This is a genomic window from Pantoea sp. RG18, from assembly GCF_025910075.1.
GTDB lineage: Bacteria > Pseudomonadota > Gammaproteobacteria > Enterobacterales > Enterobacteriaceae > Pantoea > Pantoea agglomerans.
This window is the reverse complement of the sequence record NZ_JAPCIL010000006.1, coordinates 60,145-78,707: the sequence shown is the minus strand read 5'-3', so window position 1 is coordinate 78,707 and position 18,563 is coordinate 60,145. Positions and strand designations below refer to the sequence as shown.

At 54.7% G+C, this 18,563-nt stretch carries 21 protein-coding genes; 6 read left to right on the top strand and 15 right to left on the bottom strand.

Translation table 11 applies throughout. From position 1 onward, the window contains the following. Window positions 1-97: 97 nt before the first annotated feature. Window positions 98-931, top strand: coding sequence for a Sir2 family NAD+-dependent deacetylase (gene cobB, locus OK409_RS07050; RefSeq protein WP_010246278.1), 834 nt, complete (start codon window positions 98-100; stop codon window positions 929-931). Window positions 932-1,167: 236 nt separating this feature from the next. Next, a complete protein-coding gene (gene pepT, locus OK409_RS07045; RefSeq protein WP_060679950.1) occupies window positions 1,168-2,397 on the top strand; it encodes a peptidase T in 1,230 nt (409 codons plus the stop codon). 66 nt (window positions 2,398-2,463) lie between these two features. On the opposite strand, the gene OK409_RS07040 is transcribed toward pepT, so the two are convergent. The 8 genes from OK409_RS07040 to rluE form a co-directional block, all read right to left on the bottom strand. Continuing rightward, on the bottom strand, window positions 2,464-3,588 hold the full coding sequence (locus tag OK409_RS07040) for a cupin domain-containing protein (RefSeq protein ID WP_129062871.1): 1,125 nt from the start codon (window positions 3,586-3,588) through the stop codon (window positions 2,464-2,466). Window positions 3,589-3,645: 57 nt separating this feature from the next. Continuing rightward, window positions 3,646-5,106 carry a two-component system sensor histidine kinase PhoQ gene (phoQ, locus tag OK409_RS07035; protein ID WP_010669868.1) on the bottom strand — a complete coding sequence of 487 codons (1,461 nt, stop codon included), beginning with the start codon at window positions 5,104-5,106 and terminating at the stop codon, window positions 3,646-3,648. Between the two features lie 2 nt (window positions 5,107-5,108). Beyond that, on the bottom strand, window positions 5,109-5,777 hold the full coding sequence (gene phoP, locus OK409_RS07030; RefSeq protein ID WP_010246270.1) for a two-component system response regulator PhoP: 669 nt from the start codon (window positions 5,775-5,777) through the stop codon (window positions 5,109-5,111). 104 nt (window positions 5,778-5,881) lie between these two features. Next, entirely contained in the window at window positions 5,882-7,252 is a 1,371-nt protein-coding gene (gene purB / locus OK409_RS07025; RefSeq protein ID WP_010246268.1) for an adenylosuccinate lyase, read from the bottom strand. Between the two features lie 44 nt (window positions 7,253-7,296). Then, window positions 7,297-7,938, bottom strand: a complete 642-nt coding sequence (hflD, locus tag OK409_RS07020; protein WP_010246266.1) for a high frequency lysogenization protein HflD — start codon at window positions 7,936-7,938, stop codon at window positions 7,297-7,299. A 42-nt stretch (window positions 7,939-7,980) separates the two neighbouring features. Next, on the bottom strand, window positions 7,981-9,093 hold the full coding sequence (mnmA, locus tag OK409_RS07015) for a tRNA 2-thiouridine(34) synthase MnmA (RefSeq protein WP_010669869.1): 1,113 nt from the start codon (window positions 9,091-9,093) through the stop codon (window positions 7,981-7,983). 42 nt (window positions 9,094-9,135) lie between these two features. Further along, window positions 9,136-9,609: an NUDIX domain-containing protein gene (locus OK409_RS07010; RefSeq protein WP_010246262.1), complete on the bottom strand. Its 474-nt coding sequence runs from the start codon at window positions 9,607-9,609 to the stop codon at window positions 9,136-9,138. 44 nt (window positions 9,610-9,653) lie between these two features. After that, on the bottom strand, window positions 9,654-10,316 hold the full coding sequence (rluE, locus tag OK409_RS07005) for a 23S rRNA pseudouridine(2457) synthase RluE (RefSeq protein WP_060679956.1): 663 nt from the start codon (window positions 10,314-10,316) through the stop codon (window positions 9,654-9,656). Window positions 10,317-10,420: 104 nt separating this feature from the next. Here rluE and icd point away from each other — a divergent pair, with 104 nt between their 5' ends. From icd to OK409_RS06990, 3 genes are all read left to right on the top strand, one after another. Continuing rightward, entirely contained in the window at window positions 10,421-11,671 is a 1,251-nt protein-coding gene (gene icd, locus OK409_RS07000) for an NADP-dependent isocitrate dehydrogenase (RefSeq protein ID WP_010246256.1), read from the top strand. A gap of 512 nt (window positions 11,672-12,183) precedes the next feature. Then, window positions 12,184-12,381 carry a hypothetical protein gene (locus OK409_RS06995; protein WP_010246253.1) on the top strand — a complete coding sequence of 66 codons (198 nt, stop codon included), beginning with the start codon at window positions 12,184-12,186 and terminating at the stop codon, window positions 12,379-12,381. A 298-nt stretch (window positions 12,382-12,679) separates the two neighbouring features. Next, window positions 12,680-13,687 (top strand): glycosyltransferase family 9 protein, encoded by a 1,008-nt coding sequence (locus tag OK409_RS06990; protein WP_033766957.1) that lies wholly within the window; start codon window positions 12,680-12,682, stop codon window positions 13,685-13,687. On the opposite strand, the gene OK409_RS06985 is transcribed toward OK409_RS06990, so the two are convergent. The 4 genes from OK409_RS06985 to OK409_RS06970 all read right to left on the bottom strand — a co-directional run bounded on the left by OK409_RS06985 (window position 13,681) and on the right by OK409_RS06970 (window position 16,006). Continuing rightward, window positions 13,681-14,019, bottom strand: coding sequence for a DUF1493 family protein (locus OK409_RS06985; protein ID WP_201500364.1), 339 nt, complete (start codon window positions 14,017-14,019; stop codon window positions 13,681-13,683). The two genes, OK409_RS06990 and OK409_RS06985, sit on opposite strands and share 7 nt — an antisense overlap. Then, a complete protein-coding gene (locus OK409_RS06980) occupies window positions 14,019-15,080 on the bottom strand; it encodes a glycosyltransferase family 9 protein (protein WP_062757434.1) in 1,062 nt (353 codons plus the stop codon). The genes OK409_RS06985 and OK409_RS06980 overlap by 1 nt, the downstream gene beginning before the upstream one ends. A gap of 338 nt (window positions 15,081-15,418) precedes the next feature. Next, entirely contained in the window at window positions 15,419-15,589 is a 171-nt protein-coding gene (locus OK409_RS06975) for a hypothetical protein (RefSeq protein WP_010246238.1), read from the bottom strand. A 168-nt stretch (window positions 15,590-15,757) separates the two neighbouring features. After that, the gene (locus OK409_RS06970; RefSeq protein ID WP_010246235.1) at window positions 15,758-16,006 is read right to left on the bottom strand and encodes a DUF883 family protein; all 249 of its coding nucleotides are present in this window, start codon (window positions 16,004-16,006) and stop codon (window positions 15,758-15,760) included. 211 nt (window positions 16,007-16,217) lie between these two features. Here OK409_RS06970 and OK409_RS06965 point away from each other — a divergent pair, with 211 nt between their 5' ends. After that, window positions 16,218-16,430, top strand: a complete 213-nt coding sequence (locus tag OK409_RS06965; protein WP_010246232.1) for a DUF2767 family protein — start codon at window positions 16,218-16,220, stop codon at window positions 16,428-16,430. Window positions 16,431-16,450: 20 nt separating this feature from the next. Here OK409_RS06965 and OK409_RS06960 read toward each other — a convergent pair whose 3' ends face one another. The 3 genes from OK409_RS06960 to OK409_RS06950 form a co-directional block, all read right to left on the bottom strand. Further along, entirely contained in the window at window positions 16,451-17,461 is a 1,011-nt protein-coding gene (locus OK409_RS06960; protein ID WP_264366920.1) for a Ppx/GppA phosphatase family protein, read from the bottom strand. Between the two features lie 23 nt (window positions 17,462-17,484). Beyond that, the gene (locus OK409_RS06955; RefSeq protein WP_022625839.1) at window positions 17,485-18,042 is read right to left on the bottom strand and encodes a hypothetical protein; all 558 of its coding nucleotides are present in this window, start codon (window positions 18,040-18,042) and stop codon (window positions 17,485-17,487) included. A 61-nt stretch (window positions 18,043-18,103) separates the two neighbouring features. Next, entirely contained in the window at window positions 18,104-18,433 is a 330-nt protein-coding gene (locus OK409_RS06950; protein WP_010246223.1) for a hypothetical protein, read from the bottom strand. Window positions 18,434-18,563: the final 130 nt, after the last annotated feature.

Below are 18,563 nucleotides of genomic sequence, written 5' to 3'. Positions count from 1 at the left end.
CTGTTGGGCGCGGCCCTCAGCAACCGTTACTATCGGGTGATGTTAACCCGGAATCTGTTTAGAGCGGCTCGCCGCAGCTGCTACGCCAGGAGATTTTATGCGTACACCACGTCGCCGCATACGACTTGCCCGCCTGAAGAAAACCCGGAGAAAAGTGCATCAGCGCTTTCGCCAGCGCATATTTGAGCGCGATCGTCAGGCCGAACTGGCCGCCCATCCTCAGCCGCATGTTGTCGTGCTGACCGGCGCAGGCATCTCAGCGGAGTCCGGCATCCGGACCTTCCGCGCCGCTGACGGCCTGTGGGAAGAGCACCACGTTGAAGATGTTGCGACGCCCGAAGGATTTCAGCGCGATCCCGCGCTGGTGCAGCGCTTCTACAATGCGCGCCGCCAGCAATTGCAGGAGGCAGAGATTCAGCCTAATGCGGCCCATCTGGCACTGGCGGAGCTGGAACAGGTATTAGGCGATAACTTTTTGCTGGTCACACAAAACATCGACAATCTGCATGAGCGTGCCGGAAACAGCCGGGTGCTGCATATGCACGGTGAACTGCTAAAAGTGCGCTGTGTCACCAGCGGTCAGGTCATTGAGTGGACCGGTGATATTACCCCGGACGATCGCTGCACCTGCTGCCAGTTCCCCTCGGCGCTGCGGCCGCACGTAGTGTGGTTTGGTGAGATGCCGCTGGGCATGGAGCAGATTTATCAGGCGCTGGAACAGGCCGATTACTTTATCGCTATCGGCACCTCAGGCCATGTCTATCCGGCCGCGGGTTTTGTCCATGAGGCCAAACTGCAGGGCGCGCATACTGTTGAGCTGAACCTGGAGCCAAGCCAGGTGGGCAACGAATTTGCCGAGCGACATTACGGCCTGGCGAGCGAAGTGGTGCCGGAGTTTGTGCATAAGCTGCTGCGCGCGCTTTATAAGTAAGCAGGGGCGGCTATGGCCGCCTCGCCGTTTCTTGCCCGTCATGCTGATTCCAGCCGCCCGGTATTTATCAGCATTGCGAGGTTTGCCGCAACAATCTCGTAATCAGCCGTTTTTTTCGGGCTTATTGCTTTCCCAAAGGTTATCGACAGCGCTAACCTGTCTGCGAATGATTTTACGCAACGTTGTAACCGGCTGGTCTGTTAATAATACCGGATGGCACTTTTAAAGGATGGGATATGGAACAGTTACTTGAGCGCTTTTTAAGTTATGTGGCCGTTGAGACCCAGGCTAAGCCGCAGGCGCGCCAGGTGCCCAGCAGTGAAGGGCAGTGGACGCTGGCGCGTCAGCTGCAGGAGGAGTTGCTGGCACTGGGTTTTGTCGATGTCTCCTTAAGCGATCACTGTTGCGTCATGGGCACGCTGCCCGCCAATGTTGACTGGCCGACGCCAGTCATCGGTTTCATCTCTCACATGGATACCTCGCCAGACTTTACGGCGAAACATGTTAATCCGCAGATCATTGAAAATTATCGCGGTGGGGACATTGCGCTGGGTAACGGCAACGAAATTCTCTCGCCGGTGATGTTCCCGGTGCTGCACAAGCTGATTGGGCATACGCTGATTACTACCGATGGCAAAACCCTGCTGGGCGCGGATGATAAAGCGGGTATCGCTGAGATCATGACGGCGATGGCGCAACTGGCTGCGAGCGATACGCCGCACGGTGCGATCCGCGTTGCCTTTACGCCCGATGAAGAGATTGGTCGCGGCACTTCTCACTTTGATGTGGAAGGCTTTGCCGCTGACTGGGCCTACACCATTGATGGCAGTGATCTGGGTGAGTTCGAATATGAGAACTTCAACGCTGCTTCGGCCACCGTCAAAATCATCGGTAACAACGTGCACCCTGGCTCCGCCAAAGGGGTGATGGTCAATGCGCTGGATCTGGCAAACCAGTTTCATGCCGCGGTCCCGGCCAGCGAAAAACCGCAGTATACTGACGGCTATCAGGGCTTCTATCATCTGCATCAGATCAAAGGCAGCGTTGAACACGCCGAGATGCTCTATATCATTCGTGACTTCGAAACGGAGAGTTTTGAACAGCGTAAACAGACGCTGCTGCAGATTGCCGCAGAGATCAACAAAACCCTGCACCCGGACTGTTCGGTCACCGTCGAGATCACCAACAGCTATCGCAACATGCGTGAAAAGGTTGAGCCGTTCCCGCACATCATCGAACTGGCTTTACAGGCGATGCGTGACTGCGGCATTGAGCCGGTAGTGAAACCGATTCGCGGCGGTACGGATGGATCGGCGCTGTCCTGGAAAGGGCTGCCTTGCCCGAACATCTTTACCGGTGGCTATAACTATCACGGCAAGCATGAGTTTGCTTCGCTGAATATCATGGCGAAATCGGTGGAAGTGATTGTGCGGCTGTCAGAGCTGGCGGCGCAGAAGAAGAATTAGACCCGCAGGCACAAAAAAGGCTCTCTGCCACGGCGGCAAGAGAGCCTGATTCAGTATCAGCTCAGATTATTCGTCGCCGAAGTACCAGTATCCGGCATTGACCAGGTCGGCGATCTGCGCCAGTACCGACGGGTCATCCAGCGCATCGCCCAGATCGTCCAGTGTGATGCGATAGTGGCGCGCCAATACCGCCATCACCTCGGGATGTGAACACTCAACCCGCTCACCGTTGACATAGACCGCATCGCCAATCGTCAGGACACGCAGGCCACCTAACCGGCTCAGGGTATCGCCCTGTTGCAGCGCATCATAAATTTCATCAGGCTGGTAAGGCGGTTCCGGTGGCGCGACATCGAGTTCGTGACGTGACTGGGAAATGAATTCGCCAAACCACTGAGCGAACTGCTCCGGCTGATTGACCACATCCAGCATCAACTGACGTACGCCTTCGATCTCCTGCGGCAGAATCTGCGACGGGCAATCACGTGCAGGCACATCCGGATCGCTGAAGCGCAGGCTGCCCAGCTCATTAGCCAGCGCGTAATCCGCAAAGCCGCTGATTAGCTCGCGTCCGCTGGGGGCACGGAAACCCACGGAGTAGTTCAGGGCGTTTTCCAGCGAGTAACCTTCATGCGGGAACCCCGGCGGAATATAGAGAATATCACCCGGCTCCATCTCTTCATCGATGATGGCGTCGAATGGCTCAACCTGCAGCAGATCCGGATGCGGGCAGTGCTGCTTCAGCGGCACCTTTTCACCGACGCGCCAGCGACGGCGACCGGCCCCCTGAATAATAAAGACATCATACTGATCAAAATGGGGACCGACGCCGCCGCCAGGGACGGCAAACGACACCATCAGGTCATCAACACGCCAGTCAGGCAGGAAACGGAAAGGGCGCATCAGTGCGGCAGAGGCTTCATGCCAGTGATTGACCGCCTGTACCAGCAGCGACCAGTTGTTTTCACCCAGATGATCATAGCTCTCGAACGGGCCGTGGCTGACCTGCCATTTGCCATCCTGATGGCTGACCAGGCGGCTATCCACCTCGTTTTCCATCGCCAGACCGGCCAGTTCATCCGGTGAAAGAGGATCGACAAAGTTTTTAAAACCACGCTTCAGCACTACCGGGCGTTTCTGCCAGTAACGCTGAATAAAATCGGGCCAGTTAATATCGAGCTGATAGTCCATAAAAGGGTTCCGCTTAGGGCTGTAAATGCCAGCAAGTATAACAGCCCTGAGGGTTTTCTACTCGCGGCGATGTTCGACTTCCTGGCGCTGAAAGACCACTTCCATGCGTGTTCCGCCGAGTGCGCTACTGGAGGCGATGACGTTGCCCTCATATTGCTCAAGAATATCACGCACCACCGCCAGACCCAGTCCCTGACCGGGACGCAGGGTATCGGCGCGCTGACCCCGGACAAACACTAAATCGCGCTTGCTCTCGGGAATGCCCGGACCATCATCGTCAATATAGAGATGGAGTGCATTTTCGCTCTGAAATGCGCTGATTTCGATAAATTCCAGGCAATACTTGCAGGCGTTATCGAGCACGTTGCCGAGTACTTCCATAAAGTCATTCTGGTCGCCAACAAAGGTCAGCTCCGGTGAGATATCCAGCGAAATCGCCACACCTTTACGCTGATAGACTTTATTCAGGGCCGAGCAGAGCTTGTCGAGCAGACCGGAAACGGAATGCAGATCGCGCTGCAGCGGATTGTGATCGGCCTGCATACTGGCGCGATGAAGATAATAACCGACCTGCTGCGAGATACGACTAATCTGCTCCAGCATCACCGGCTCAGCCTGTTCCACCGTCAGTTCCTTGCCGTTGCGCAGCGAGCGCAGGGTGCTCTGCAACACGGCCAGCGGCGTTTTCAGGCTGTGGGTCAGGTCTGAAAGCGTGGTGCGATAGCGGGTATAGCGTTGCCGCTCATTGGTCAGCAGCAGATTGAGGTTACGCACCAGACTGCGCAGTTCCTGCGGCGGATTATCCGCCAGATTTTCGCGCTGACTGGTCTCCAGTTCGCGCACCTGCTGCGTCAGCGCGCCAATCGGCCGCAGACTCCAGTGCGCCGCCAGCCACAGCAACGGAATGATCAGTATCAGGTTGGCCGCCAGCACATAGCTGAACCACGACCAGACCACATCAGAATGCTGCAACTCCTGCGGGATAGAGTCGACCACCACAATGGTGAGCGCGGGCAGATTCGTGGTGGCATCGTAACGGTTAACGGCGACCGAATGGGTAAAGGTATCGTTGCTGTCATTGTCCCAGTCGTTGAGTCGTTGCTGAGCATTCAGGTTATTGCCCATCGCCACCATGCTGGTACGGTTACTGGTATCAATCTCGTAGAAGTCAGGCTTCAGCAGCCATTCACGGCGGATCTTCTTGCGGATCTCCGGCACGTCGCGTTGCTGCCACAACAGCTTGCCGTGCTCATCGTAAATAAACACCAGCGTCGGGAAGTTGAGCGTCATCCGTTCCGGCTGGGCGATGGTGAGTTTGTTGTCATGCCATTGCGCCAGCGTAAAGAACAGGTTGCTCTCGCCGCGCATCACGCGGTAGGTGTTTTTATCGAAACTGACCACATAGCCAATCACCGCCACCATGCCATAGGAGAGTGAGAGGAAGAGGACGATCGCTGCGGAGGCCAGCAGAAAGCGGGCGCGCAGCGAAATAGGGCGATAACGATTAAACCAGGACATGGTCAGAGATCAAAGCGGTAGCCCTGGCCACGCACGGTGGCGATCACGTCAGTAGGATGCAACGCCAGAATTTTTTTGCGCAGACGGCCCATAAGAACGTCGATGGTGTGGCTTTCACGCAGTTCAGCGTCAGGATAGAGCTGCAGCATCAGCGAGTCTTTGCTCACCACTTTGCCCGCGTTACGGATCAGTGTTTCAACAATGGTGTATTCAAAGGCCGTAAGCTTCACCGGCTGTTCATTGACCGTCAGTTCACGGCGGGAGAGATCAACCTGAAACGGGGCCATATCGATGATTTGCGAGGCATGTCCGCTGTTACGACGCATCAGCGCCTGCAGGCGTGCCGCGACTTCTTCAATGTGAAACGGTTTGGTGACGTAGTCATCCGCGCCGGCTTCCAGCGCCTCAACTTTGGCCTGCCAGCCTTCACGGGCGGTCAGCACCAGAATCGGCTGGCGCACAGCATCGCTGCGCCAGCGGCGAATCAGAGACATACCATCTTCATCCGGCAGGCCGAGATCCACCAGCGCGATATCTGGCAGATGTTCCCGAAGAAAATAGTCAGCTTCTTTGGCGTCTTCGGCGGCATCGACCTGATGGCCCATGTCACGTAACTGGACGGCGAGATGATGGCGCAGCAGGGCATTGTCTTCAACAACCAGAACACGCATAGAAATTCCTTACACTCTGTTTGAGTCAACCTGCAGAAAGTATACGCGAAATGTATTAAACAAGATGTTAACGCAGACCGGACTGGGCCGGTCTGCGGCGGGCATTATTTCAGATCGTCAACCATCTGGATAGCGCGGCCAATATAGTTTGCAGGCGTCATCTGCTTCAGACGGACTTTTTCCTCTTCCGGCAGTGCCAGGCTGTCGATAAAGGCCTGCATGCCGGCGGCATCGACGCGTTTACCGCGCGTCAGCTCCTTCAGCTTCTCATAAGGCTTCTCAATGCCGTAACGGCGCATTACCGTCTGGATCGGTTCTGCCAGCACTTCCCAGTTGTGATCCAGTTCATCCAGCAGACGATCGCGGTTCACTTCCAGTTTCGAGATGCCTTTCAGCGTCGCCTGATAGGCGATCAGCGCATAACCGACGCCCACACCGAGGTTACGCAGCACGGTGGAGTCGGTCAGATCGCGCTGCCAGCGTGAGACCGGCAGTTTGCTGGCCAGATGCTGCATTACCGCGTTCGCCAGGCCCAGATTGCCTTCGGAGTTTTCGAAGTCAATTGGGTTCACTTTGTGCGGCATGGTCGACGAGCCAATCTCGCCCGCAATGGTCTTCTGTTTGAAATGGTTCAGCGCCACATAACCCCAGATATCGCGATCGAAATCGATCAGGATGGTGTTAAAGCGGGCGATGCAGTCGAACATTTCGGCAATATAGTCGTGCGGCTCAATCTGGGTGGTGTAAGGGTTCCAGGTGATCCCCAGCGAGGTGACGAAGTTCTCGCTCAGCGCATGCCAGTCCACTTCGGGATAGGCGGCAATGTGGGCGTTGTAATTCCCTACAGCGCCGTTGATTTTGCCCAGCACCTCAATCTGTTTCAGCTGACGTAACTGACGCTCCAGACGGTAAGCGACGTTCGCCATCTCTTTACCCATCGTCGACGGTGTAGCCGGCTGGCCGTGGGTGCGGGAGAGCAGCGGAATGTCACGATATTCGCTGGCAAGATCCTTCACAGCAGTAATCAGCTGCTGCCAGTAAGGCAGGATCACGTCACGACGGGCTGTTTCCAGCATCAGGGCGTGCGACAGGTTGTTGATATCTTCAGAAGTACAGGCGAAGTGGATAAATTCAGAAACAGCATGCAGGGCAGGGACGTCGGCAACTTTCTCTTTCAGGAAATACTCAACCGCTTTGACGTCGTGGTTGGTGGTGCGCTCAATGGTTTTGATGCGCGCGGCATCTTCTTCGGAAAAACCAGCGACAATCGCATCAAGGAAAGCGTTTGCGTCGGCATCAAATGCAGGAACTTCCTTGATCTCTGCGGTCGCGGCCAGTTTTTGTAACCAGCGAACTTCAACCTCAACGCGGAATTTCAGCAAACCGAATTCGCTGAAAATCGCACGCAGCGGGCTGACTTTATCGCCGTAACGACCATCGACAGGTGAGACGGCGGTCAGAGAGGATAATTCCATCAGTGCAACTCCTGAATCATTTAGCAGTGTTTTGCCGCACCGACTTAGTAAGTCAGTGGCAGCCGGGATAAGAGGGTTTTCGCTTCACGCAGCAAACGCTGACGCGAGAACATCAGTTGCAGTCGGCCACCACCGACCTGCTGCCACAATACGGCAGCACGGATACCGGCTAACAGGGTGGCGCGCACTTTACTCTGTACCTGCGTATTTTGCAGTACCGCAGGCGAACCGGTGACCTGAATACGCGGGCCAAGCGGGCTGATCACATCCACATAGATGGCAGCCATCGCGCTGAGAATGGTGTCTGACTCCAGTTCATAATGCGCCAGCTGGCGATCCAGCTGAGTGATGCGCTGGGCCAGCGTCGCCATGGCTGTTTTACTGGCGCTGAGCTTGCGCTCCAGCACCATCATGCTCAGGGTGTAACGCGTCAGCTCTGCACCTGCACCCTGACGACTGCTGCTGTTCAGCACCGCCATCAGGGTTTCAAGTCCGAGGCGCAGGTTGGCTTCATTGTTGCCAAACACCGCCAGCGTTGAGCCAGGATTGAGGTCCAGTACGCTGCGCAGCGATACGGTCAGCGCCTCCGGCTGGCAGTGACCCTGCTGAGCCAGCTGCTGCACCAGATGGGCCGACTGACAGATGCCCGCCAGCGCCAGCGTAATTTCCTGATAATTTTTCGCCACGGTTACTCCTGTTTACGCGTCATCAATGCGGGCTGAGCCCGCTTACTCCGCCACTAACGGCAGACGCTGTTCGATAATACCGCCACCGAGGCAGACCTCGCCAAGGTAAAACACCGCAGACTGACCCGGCGTCACCGCTGCAACCGGCTCGTCGAAACGCACCTCAATCCGATCGTCGCCGTGTGGGATAATCTCACAGGGAATATCGGTCTGACGATAGCGGGTTTTCACGGTGCAGCGAAGCGGGGCGGTAATCGGCTGGCGATCAACCCAGTGCAGCTGCTGCGCAATCAGGCCGACGGACATCAGACGCGGATGATCGCCGCCCTGGGCGACAATCAGGCGGTTACGCGCCACATCTTTGTCGACCACATACCAGGGATCATCTTTGCTCTCTTTCAGGCCGCCAATACCCAGGCCTTTACGCTGTCCCAGAGTATGGTACATCAGCCCCTGATGTTCACCGACGATCTGGCCTTCGGTGGTTTCTATTTCGCCAGGCTGAGCCGGGAGATAGCGCGCCAGGAAGTCGCGGAATTTGCGCTCACCGATAAAGCAGATGCCGGTCGAGTCTTTCTTCTTCGCGGTGATAAGGTCGAGCTGTTCGGCAATGCGGCGCACTTCCGGTTTTTCCAGCTCGCCAACCGGGAACAGACTTTGGGCGATCTGCTGGTGGCTCAGGGTATAGAGGAAGTAGCTCTGATCTTTGTTGCCATCCAGACCGCGTAGCAGCTGGCTCTGGCCAGCCACGTCCTGACGACGCACGTAGTGACCGGTGGCGATAAAATCTGCGCCGAGATCCTCAGCCGCGAACTCCAGGAACGCTTTGAATTTGATCTCTTTGTTGCAGAGGATATCGGGGTTGGGCGTGCGGCCCGCTTTGTACTCTTCGAGGAAATGCTCAAAGACGTTATCCCAATATTCAGCGGCAAAGTTAACTTTGTGCAGCTTCATACCCAGCTTGTCGCACACCGCTTGCGCATCCGCCAGATCGTCCGCGGCGGTACAATACTCCTCGCCATCGTCCTCCTCCCAGTTCTTCATGAACAGGCCTTCAACCTGGTAACCCTGCTGTTGCAGTAACCAGGCGGAAACGGAAGAATCGACGCCGCCGGACATACCGACGATCACTTTTTTCTGGCTGTTGTCAGACATGACACGCTCGCATTACGATAAAAAAACAGGCGGCGCATTCTATCATGCAGAAGGCAGGCGCGCACCCTCGTGAAACGGCCACCGGAACGGGCTGACCAGATGTAGCGGGTAGCGCGTGCCCTGTTGCCACAGGCGTACGCTTTCCGCGACCAGCGGCGAACGCAGGTTAGAGGCAGTGAGAATCTGCGCTGGCGGCAACCACCAGCAGCAATCGATGTCGCTGTCCTGCGGCTGGGTTGGCGCTTTTTCCGCCAGATCCACGCCAAACAGAAAACGCACAAAAGGCGTACTGTCGGGTGCGATCCACTGGTTTATCGCGATGAAATAGTGCATCGGCGTGGCGATGCCGGTCTCTTCATAGAGTTCGCGCTCTGCGGCTTCCAGCAGAGTTTCATCCGCTTCAAGATGCCCGGCGGGCTGGTTCCAGGTGGGGCGACCGTTGATCGTCTCTTCCACCACCAGTAATTCACCTTCTGCCTGAACCAGACAGGCGACAGTAACATGAGGTTTAAACATCACTTCTCCGCAATTGTTAACCTGAGGTTATAAAAACCCGGTTTTCAGAGAGCACTTTCGCTGAGTTCACGCCACGCGCCCGGAGCCAGATCGTCGAGCGAATAACTCCCCATCGCGTACCGAATCAATCGCAATGTGGGAAAGCCAATGTGGGCGGTCATCCGGCGAACCTGTCGATTTCGGCCTTCATACAGCGTGATTTTCAGCCACTGCGTCGGGATGTTTTTACGTTCGCGTATAGGTGGCTGACGTGGCCAGAGCCACTCAGGTTCAGCCACTGTTTCTACCCCCGCGGGCAGCGTCAACCCATCTTTCAGATTAACCCCATCCCGCAAAGGCTGCAGATCCGTCTCCTGTGGCTCGCCTTCCACCTGCACATAATAGATCTTACCTGTGCGTTTGCCGGGCTGAGTCAGCGCAGCCTGCAGCGCGCCGTCGTTGGTCAGCACCATCAATCCTTCGCTGTCGCGATCGAGGCGACCTGCGGCATAAACCTCTGCGACGCTGACAAAATCCTTCAGGGTACGTCGGCCCGCTTCATCGGTGAACTGCGGTAACACGTCGAACGGTTTGTTAAACAGAATCACGCGGCGCGGAGCCGCAGGGCGGGCAGGGGAACGCCGCGCATCACGCGTCGGGCGGCTGAATCGTTTATCCTGGTGAATTCGTTGAGAAGTTTTTCGCATGGGCTTTGCAGTCAGAAACATTCGGCGCATTATAACGTGAAATTGCGGTGATTGGCGTGGCGGAAATATTCAAGTAGTATTGACGCGCATCTTACAAATCATTAACAAACGCCCAGGAGAGGTTAATGGAAAGCAAAGTAGTTGTTCCGGCGGAAGGTCAGAAAATCACCCTGAATCAGGGCAAGCTCACAGTGCCAAACAATCCGGTCATTCCTTACATTGAGGGTGACGGTATCGGTGTTGATGTTTCCCCGGTCATGCTGAAAGTCGTCGATGCGGCGGTGAAGAAAGCCTACAACGGCGAGCGTAAGATCTCCTGGATGGAGATTTACACCGGTGAGAAGTCAGTTGAACTCTACGGCCAGGATGTCTGGCTGCCACAGGAAACTCTCGACTTAATCAAAGAATATCGCGTGGCTATTAAAGGCCCACTGACCACCCCGGTCGGCGGCGGTATTCGTTCACTGAACGTGGCCCTGCGTCAGGAGCTTGACCTCTACGTCTGCCTGCGTCCGGTACGTTACTACAAAGGCACGCCAAGCCCGGTTAAACGTCCTGAAGAGACCGACATGGTGATCTTCCGTGAAAACTCCGAAGATATCTATGCCGGTATCGAGTGGAAAGCGGGCTCTGCCGAAGCGGACAAAGTGATCAAGTTCCTGCGCGAAGAGATGGGCGTGAAGAAAATTCGCTTCCCTGAGCAGTGCGGTATCGGCGTTAAGCCATGTTCAGAAGCGGGCACCAAACGTCTGGTGCGCGCGGCAGTGGAATACACCATCACTAACGATCGTGATTCACTGACCCTGGTCCACAAAGGCAACATCATGAAGTTCACCGAAGGCTCTTTCAAAGACTGGGGATACCAGTTAGTGAAAGAAGAGTTCGGCGGCGAACTGATCGACGGCGGCCCGTGGATGAAGTTCAAAAACCCGAACACCGGCAAAGAGATCATCGTTAAAGATGTGATTGCTGATGCGTTCCTGCAACAGATCCTGCTGCGTCCGGCTGAGTATGACGTTATCGCCTGTATGAACCTGAACGGTGACTACATCTCTGACGCTCTGGCAGCGCAGGTTGGCGGTATTGGTATCGCACCAGGCGCCAACATCGGTGACGAGTGTGCGCTGTTCGAAGCGACCCACGGTACAGCACCTAAGTATGCAGGTCAGGATAAAGTGAACCCAGGTTCAATTATTCTGTCCGCAGAAATGATGCTGCGTCACATGGAGTGGTTCGAAGCGGCTGACCTGATTGTTAAAGGTGTTGAAGGCGCTATCGCTAACAAGACCGTGACTTACGATTTCGAACGCCTGATGGATGGCGCTAAACTGCTGAAATGTTCAGAGTTTGGTGACGCGATCATCGAAAATATGTAATCCGCATTACATAACATATAGCCAACACGGATGTAAAAATCGTGTTGGCTTTTTACTTCCCGCTTTCTTTCCCCAAAACTCTTCATAAAATCACCTTCACGCAGCAACCACAATCCAGGCTTTGCCGCGATCATCGTTATAGCGATTACTCATCTAAGCGCTTATTGCTCTCGCACCGTACTGTTTAAGACATTTTCTCAGTGAGAGTGCTGCTAAATCATTTCCCGCTGCATGGCATTTTACTCTCTCTGCAAATTGAATTGTCTGATGCCACGGTAAAAGAGTGAGTGAACGCATATCTGTCATCAACCCTGTCACACCTGATTTGTTAAACGACCCTCTGTTAATCTCTTTCAGTATCAGTTAAGCGCCCGGCATTAAATGTGTCGGGCCACGTTATTTGATCCTTACAGCTGATTCATTTTTGTAACCTGTACCACAAAAAAATAGAGTTACGCATGATCCGGTTGCCCCAGACGTGTACGCTTCTGCCGATACAGAGGGAGAGCATTATGGATGATGAAGCGGTAAGTGATGCTATTGCGGCATGTCGCCTGCTATTTGGACAGGCGGTGATGGAAATCGTGGCTGAAAATAAGCCTGTGACTGGTGAAGCCATTTCTGAAAAAATTCATCAAATGTTTACCGGAATCAACCCGGAACCCGTGATGACGCTGGCTATCAGCCTGCTGACAACCCGCGCCGACTGACCGATCCCGGTCATCAAGCCAAAGACCTCAGGCCGCCATGGGCGGCCTTTTCCTTTCTATACGCTGGCCCGGCAGGGCCGACGCCGTAAAATAATAATCCGGTTAATAATTCAGGCCTGTCTCTGGCCTGTCGTGCTGGCCTCATATTTTAACAATATCCAACTATGGAACCAATCTGACACTGCGCTGACTAATTTGCTGACTATACCGTTACGTTACCGTTTTCAGAACGTTAACCGGGCGAGTCTTACTTTTATTCAGCCAGAACGGCGTAGCCTTTGCGCAGAGGATGTCAGACATGCGGGTTTTAATTATTTGTCGGGATAATATTGGCGACACCTTACTGACCACGCCGCTGATCAGTGCGCTGGCGCAGTCGGGGCAGCATCAGGTCGACGTGCTGACTAACAATTACGCTGCGCCAGTGTTGCAGCATAATCCCGATATCCGGCAGCTCTTCTATTACACTAAACTGCATCACCGTGAGGCAGGGCAGGGACGACTGGCCTGTCTCTTACAGCGACTGAAGCTGATGCTGACGCTGAAAAAACAGCGTTACGATGTGGTGATTCTGGCAAAAAGCCGCTGGGATCAGCATGGCCTGAAGTGGGTTAAAACAGTGCGTCCCGCCAGAGTGATTGCCCTGGGCCATCCCCATCCGCTGATTACCGATCTGCTGCCGCCACCCAGCCAGTCGCCGTGTCATATCAGTGAAACCCTGTTTAGCCTGGGGCGACCTTTCAATCTCAGCGCCACAGCGCCAGGCAAACTGACGCTGCTGCCGGATGCGGCAATCGCGGCCAGCCTGCGTGACAGCTGTGCGATTGATCCCGCTGTTCCGGTCTATGCATTGCAAATCAGCGCCCGCAAGCCGAGCCAGCAGTGGGAAGCCGCGCGGTTTGCCGGGCTGGCTGAAAAAATCGCGGCGCGTCATCCCTGCCAGATAATGCTGCTCTGGTCACCCGGCAGCCGTGATAATCCGCGTCATCCGGGAGATGATGAAAAAGCGCGTGAAATTATGGCGCTCTGCCCGCATCTGCCGATCAAGGCGGTGGCAACCACCAGCCTGCCGCAGTTAATTGCAGCAATGTCGTTGTGTCAGGGGCTGGTGAGCAGTGATGGCGGGGCAATGCACATTGGCGCGGCGCTGGGATTGCCGGTCGTCGCGCTGTTTGGCGACAGCGATCCGGCATGCTGGCACCCATGGCAGGTTAACTATCAGGTGCTGCAACCGGCGTCACGTGAGGTCAATGCGCTGAGCAGCAGCGAGGTCTATGACGCGTTCGCCCATACCATTACTCAGTAATCCTCTTCAGGCCAGCGTCCCAGTCTGGCCGCTTCACACAGCATGGCGACCGTCAGTGGACGGTAAGGCTGTGCTGTGCCCGCAGTAAACCAGTTTGCCACTGCAAAGCGCCGTCGGCGCGGCTCCGGAAAATAGCGGGCGTCATCATACTGTTCTGAACAGACGCCGAAAGTGATAAAAAAATCACTCATCAGAATGGCAAAATCCACCTCACTCAGCGGTAACTGCTGGATATGAAACCCCGTCCGATCCACTTTCCGGAACCAGCCCAGTGCGGTTGGCTGATTGTGGTGCTCAATCAGCGCAATGATGGATTGAGAAAGGTCGTTCATTACCCCACCAGCTTCGCCACGGCCTGCCCGACCTCATCGGCCTTGATCGTTGCCATCGGATGCTGTGAGGCGGTTTTATCCGGACGGTGGATAATGATGTGGCGATCGCTGTCCTGGCAGGGACCGGTATAGCGCGGATTGGCGGTGGAGAACAGGCTGACCGTTGGCGTCTGTGCGGCCACGGCGATGTGCAGTGGACCGGTGTCCCCGGTAACCAGCACATCCAGCGTGCGAATCAGGCTAATCAGGCCGCTGAGATTCGTTTTACCCGCCATCGGGGTCACACGCTGACGGTAGTGCAGGGGCAGGCTTTCAATAAATTCCTGCTCAAGAGGCTGCTCAGCGGCGGTGCCGGTAACGATAATTTCCGTGTCAGGCCAGCGTTCAAGCAAGGCTGTCGCCAGCTGGCTGAAGGAGGCCAGTGGCCAGCGGCGAATATCTTTTGATGCCCCTAACTGAAAACCGATACGGCGATGGTCAGCCTTTGCAGTCGGACTGTTGTTCAGTGCCGGAAGGTGCATCCGGGTCTGCTCTGTCTCTGCGCCCAGGACTTCAATCAGTTTCAGCTTACGCTTGATGGTATGGTCATCGAAATAGCCTGAATAGTGATCGAGATATTTATTTAGCAGAGGCGATTCGCGGCCGTAATGATCGCGCACAATCACCTTACTGCCGGTCAGTACCGAGCTCATAATATCGTAGGGGAAATGGGCGTGTAATATTACTGACAGGTCAGGTTTCTGGCGGCGCAGTTTGAAAAAAAGTGGCAGGAAATTCGCCAGTTTGTTATCCCAGATATAGATCTGATCAAACCAGTTATAACGGCTGACGAGATCCTTATTTTTCTTGCTGGAAACCAGAATAAATTTGCTGGTGGGAAAGCGATTTTTCAGGCTCCAGATAGCCGGCGTATTCATCAGAAAATCGCCCAGTGCCGTGGTGGAGTATATCACCACTGTTTGTGGGGCCAGGTCGTGCAAGGCCTGTGGTTTTGTTCTGCTGGAAAATCGAGAATAGAGCGTTAAAAGTCGGTCTATCAGATAAATCTTTTTTTTCTTCACGTCTGAATTCTCTTGAATTTACCAATGTTATTAACAGGGAAATATTATGGAGTGTTAGAGATTAACGCTACAGAGAAAGTTCATTATGACAGGATGTTTTTTTCAGTCATTGAGTTTTTGTTTGAGATACGCTCGCTTTGTGGTTTAAATAAAAATGAACTTTAATTTTTTGTTATTTGGAAGGTGTTTTATGTGCACTTTTATTAATGAATGATTGCGGCTTGTAATTCTATGGAAAACTAATAGCAGGTTAATTATTAGCGGAATTATTCTATGACTTCTATCTATTAAAAAACATGCGATAAAACAAACCCCGGCACGTGTGCCGGGGCAGGGTATTACGACTGTGGCTGACCCACCGGGCCTGAACCCAGCGTACCGCCCGGTGACGACTGACCGCTTGGTGCATGAGGGCGGCCATCATCTTTAATTGCGTCGCTCTTCTGCGAGCAGCCCGCCAGAGAGGTTAAGGTCGCTGCAACCAGCAGCAGGGCAGGAATTGTTTTCATAAGGTCACCTTGATGTTGTCAGAAAGAGACGAAACCAGACTAAGCATAGATACTTACCGCATTCTGGCCTGAAAAGGCTTATCTTTCAGATGTTTCTCAGCCGGCGGAGAGAGTCCAGGCAAAAAAAACGGAAGCCAGTGGCTCCCGTTCTGTTGACGTTCAGCGCGATTACTTGCGGCCCAGCAGGAAGCCGATAAATACGCCAACGCCTGCAGCAACGGCCAGACCTGCAACAGGATTGGATTGAACCTGATCCTTGATACAGTCAGCAGCATCGCGGGCAGCATAGCTTGCCTGATTGGTGTAACGGCGTGCTGCGCCTTTAGCCTGATGCTCAGATGAACCGGTTGCTGCACCCCATTGTTCCTGAACTGCGCCAGCGGCTTCTTTTACTTTATCTTCGATTTTTCCTGACATTTATTGCTCCTTGGTTTTGAGTGAGACCCTCAAAGCGTAGCAAAGATAGTGAATTCTGCTCCTCCAGCGGAGGAAATGGGCTAAAAAATCATTTCTGGCTGTTAATGGCGCTGCGTTTGCGGGTAAGGGATTTACTGTCTAGCCTTTGGAAAGAGAGGCGCACTCAGGCGCTGCCACAGCCATAGCCAAAGCTACAGCCGGAGGATAAGCAATGAAACGTGATGCACTGAATGATGACGACTATGATGAAGTCTGCCGGGTCATTGGCGATGCGGTCATTGTGCTGTCGGAGCGCGGCCATGACACCCGCCGTGGCGAAATCTACGACCTGCTTAAACGTATACGTCAGCAGCGCGCGCACAGTGAACGGGATGAGCAGCGGATGCTGGATCATGCTATCCGGCTGATTAAGCCAGAGGTTTAGCATAGTGCGGAAACGCTGCGCTACTGCAGCAGCACGCCCTGAATCAGACTGGCCTCAACAATCGTAACCTCATTAATTTTCAGCGCCTGCATATAACCTTCAACCAGTAAGAGATTGCTGACATCAGTGGCCCGGTAGTCGCCCGGGAGTTCACTGTCGCCTTTCCAGACCTGCTGCTGCGACAGCTGACTTAATGTCGTCAGGCTGTAACGATGGGGTTTGCCCGGTAACTGATTGCGGATTGAAAAACCATGGACGCCGCCGATGCCAATGACCCGACGGCTCGCCAGATCCTGTTTAATCTGCGGACTGACCTCATTAGCGGCATAAAATTGCACAAAGCGCAGCACCGACTGCCGCCAGGAGCCAATCGGATTAGGGGAGTTGGCCTCCGGGCTGTTCTTCAGCACCGTCAGAATAAAGTTTTTCAGCGTCACCGAGGCCAGTTTGCCCTGATAGATATCTGCAACCGGCTGACCCGCCTGCTGTCGCCAGGCAGTCATCTGCATCGATCCCCCACCAATATCCCAGACCAGCAGCTGCTCATCACGGATCGCCGGATCGTTAAGCGCGGCTTTAGCGGAGAGGAAACCGAGTTTCGCTTCCTGCTGCTGCGAGATGATGCTGATTTGCGCACCGGTCTGGCGCTGCAACTGATCGATGACCGCCTGACCGTTGCTGGCGTTGCGGAACACCGCCGTGGCAACGCCGCTGATCCGCTGTGGATGAAAGCGCTGTGCCTGCGTTAAAAGCTGCTGCAGGGCAGCGGCACCTTCATGAGTCATCGCCGGGCCGAGCTGATTATCTGTTGAATGCGCTAAGGCCTCGTTCCAGGCCACGGCGCGCTGATCCTGATACAGCATCTTTTCGATGCGCAGCTGGCAGACATTGACACGGGCTACCGCAATTTTGGTGGTGCCGGAACCGATATCCAGACCGGCGCGAATTTGCTGGCAACGATCGGCCTGGACAGCAGCGGCAAAAAACAGTGAGCAGAACAGCGTGACAGCAGACAGCGCAGCAGAACGCATAGCGACTCCGGGTGCAATGAGGATCAGAGTGAACGGGCGGCGACGCAGGCCGGATAGACGCTCACCAGGAAGTGACGCAGATGATCAAAACACCATTCGGCGTCATCCGCCTGCGGGCAATAGAACTGAATAGTGATCTTTTCATAATCGCGCTGACGCTGGCGCAGCGGCGACCAGCTCCAGTCGAGTACCGAGCGGGCATAATTGACCAGCGTCTCGGCGGGCATCTGATGTTGCTGCTCCTGCCCGGTCAGGTAGCGATAAAAGTTCGCTTCCAGCTGCAGCGCCTCCTCAAAGCCGTGTTGCGGCAGGTCGGGACGAAAAGCCACATCGATAAAGCCACAGACCGCATCTGCCTGCTGCTGCCAGTCGCAGGCCAGGGTCATAAACAGCCCCTCCTGCAGATTGATCTCCTCGACCAGCCGCCGCAGATTCACTGAATGGTTCAGCACCGCGATCTCCTCAAGGCGACCGGTTTCCAGCGTCAGATCAAAGCCACAGGGATTCACGGAGCCATCCGCATTGCGGGTGGCGGGGAAGGGGAAGTCGATATAACCGTTGTTATCCAGACGCTTTTCCATCGGGGAGACCTGCTGCTTGACGTTTCCTGACAATAAACCATCTGGCAGCAGGATTCATCCCTTATGGACAGGTCCAGGTGATTTGGGTGTCCTGGTAAGGGTTGATCAGGCGGAACTGCTTATCTGACAGGCGCTGCGCGTAATAGCCCTCAGGCGTGACGGCGGAGGGAACATATTTAAAGCGATCCAGCGACTGCAGCGGGCCACTCTTAACGCTGACCTTATCCCGGGTCACGGTGAAGCTATTAACCAGATCAAAAATCACGCCCTGGGTATGCCCCATCGACTGACCATAAATTGTCGAGACCTCACCCGGACATTCCACCCCTTTCGGGCCAGATGAACATCCAGTCACCATCGCGATGAGGATAAAAATGCTGAGACGCATCATGATTTTCTACCTGCTTCAATCCCTGGGAGTTTCGTGGCGCAGAGTCTATCCTGCTGCGTCACTGATTACTTAATCATAGCAGTTTACGCTGCGCTTCCTGTTTGTGATTTGTTTAATCGTTAAGCAACAG

What these genes read in the sequence shown, in the direction of transcription:
- cobB (WP_010246278.1), top strand. Translation starts at nt 98, where the DNA reads ATGCGTACACCACGTCGCCGCATACGACTTGCCCGCCTGAAGAAAACC.
- pepT (WP_060679950.1), top strand. Translation starts at nt 1,168, where the DNA reads ATGGAACAGTTACTTGAGCGCTTTTTAAGTTATGTGGCCGTTGAGACC.
- OK409_RS07040 (WP_129062871.1), bottom strand. Translation starts at nt 3,588, where the DNA reads ATGGACTATCAGCTCGATATTAACTGGCCCGATTTTATTCAGCGTTAC.
- phoQ (WP_010669868.1), bottom strand. Translation starts at nt 5,106, where the DNA reads ATGTCCTGGTTTAATCGTTATCGCCCTATTTCGCTGCGCGCCCGCTTT.
- phoP (WP_010246270.1), bottom strand. Translation starts at nt 5,777, where the DNA reads ATGCGTGTTCTGGTTGTTGAAGACAATGCCCTGCTGCGCCATCATCTC.
- purB (WP_010246268.1), bottom strand. Translation starts at nt 7,252, where the DNA reads ATGGAATTATCCTCTCTGACCGCCGTCTCACCTGTCGATGGTCGTTAC.
- mnmA (WP_010669869.1), bottom strand. Translation starts at nt 9,093, where the DNA reads ATGTCTGACAACAGCCAGAAAAAAGTGATCGTCGGTATGTCCGGCGGC.
- OK409_RS07010 (WP_010246262.1), bottom strand. Translation starts at nt 9,609, where the DNA reads ATGTTTAAACCTCATGTTACTGTCGCCTGTCTGGTTCAGGCAGAAGGT.
- rluE (WP_060679956.1), bottom strand. Translation starts at nt 10,316, where the DNA reads ATGTTTCTGACTGCAAAGCCCATGCGAAAAACTTCTCAACGAATTCAC.
- icd (WP_010246256.1), top strand. Translation starts at nt 10,421, where the DNA reads ATGGAAAGCAAAGTAGTTGTTCCGGCGGAAGGTCAGAAAATCACCCTG.
- OK409_RS06995 (WP_010246253.1), top strand. Translation starts at nt 12,184, where the DNA reads ATGGATGATGAAGCGGTAAGTGATGCTATTGCGGCATGTCGCCTGCTA.
- OK409_RS06990 (WP_033766957.1), top strand. Translation starts at nt 12,680, where the DNA reads ATGCGGGTTTTAATTATTTGTCGGGATAATATTGGCGACACCTTACTG.
- OK409_RS06985 (WP_201500364.1), bottom strand. Translation starts at nt 14,019, where the DNA reads ATGAACGACCTTTCTCAATCCATCATTGCGCTGATTGAGCACCACAAT.
- OK409_RS06975 (WP_010246238.1), bottom strand. Translation starts at nt 15,589, where the DNA reads ATGAAAACAATTCCTGCCCTGCTGCTGGTTGCAGCGACCTTAACCTCT.
- OK409_RS06970 (WP_010246235.1), bottom strand. Translation starts at nt 16,006, where the DNA reads ATGTCAGGAAAAATCGAAGATAAAGTAAAAGAAGCCGCTGGCGCAGTT.
- OK409_RS06965 (WP_010246232.1), top strand. Translation starts at nt 16,218, where the DNA reads ATGAAACGTGATGCACTGAATGATGACGACTATGATGAAGTCTGCCGG.
- OK409_RS06960 (WP_264366920.1), bottom strand. Translation starts at nt 17,461, where the DNA reads ATGCGTTCTGCTGCGCTGTCTGCTGTCACGCTGTTCTGCTCACTGTTT.
- OK409_RS06955 (WP_022625839.1), bottom strand. Translation starts at nt 18,042, where the DNA reads ATGGAAAAGCGTCTGGATAACAACGGTTATATCGACTTCCCCTTCCCC.
- OK409_RS06950 (WP_010246223.1), bottom strand. Translation starts at nt 18,433, where the DNA reads ATGATGCGTCTCAGCATTTTTATCCTCATCGCGATGGTGACTGGATGT.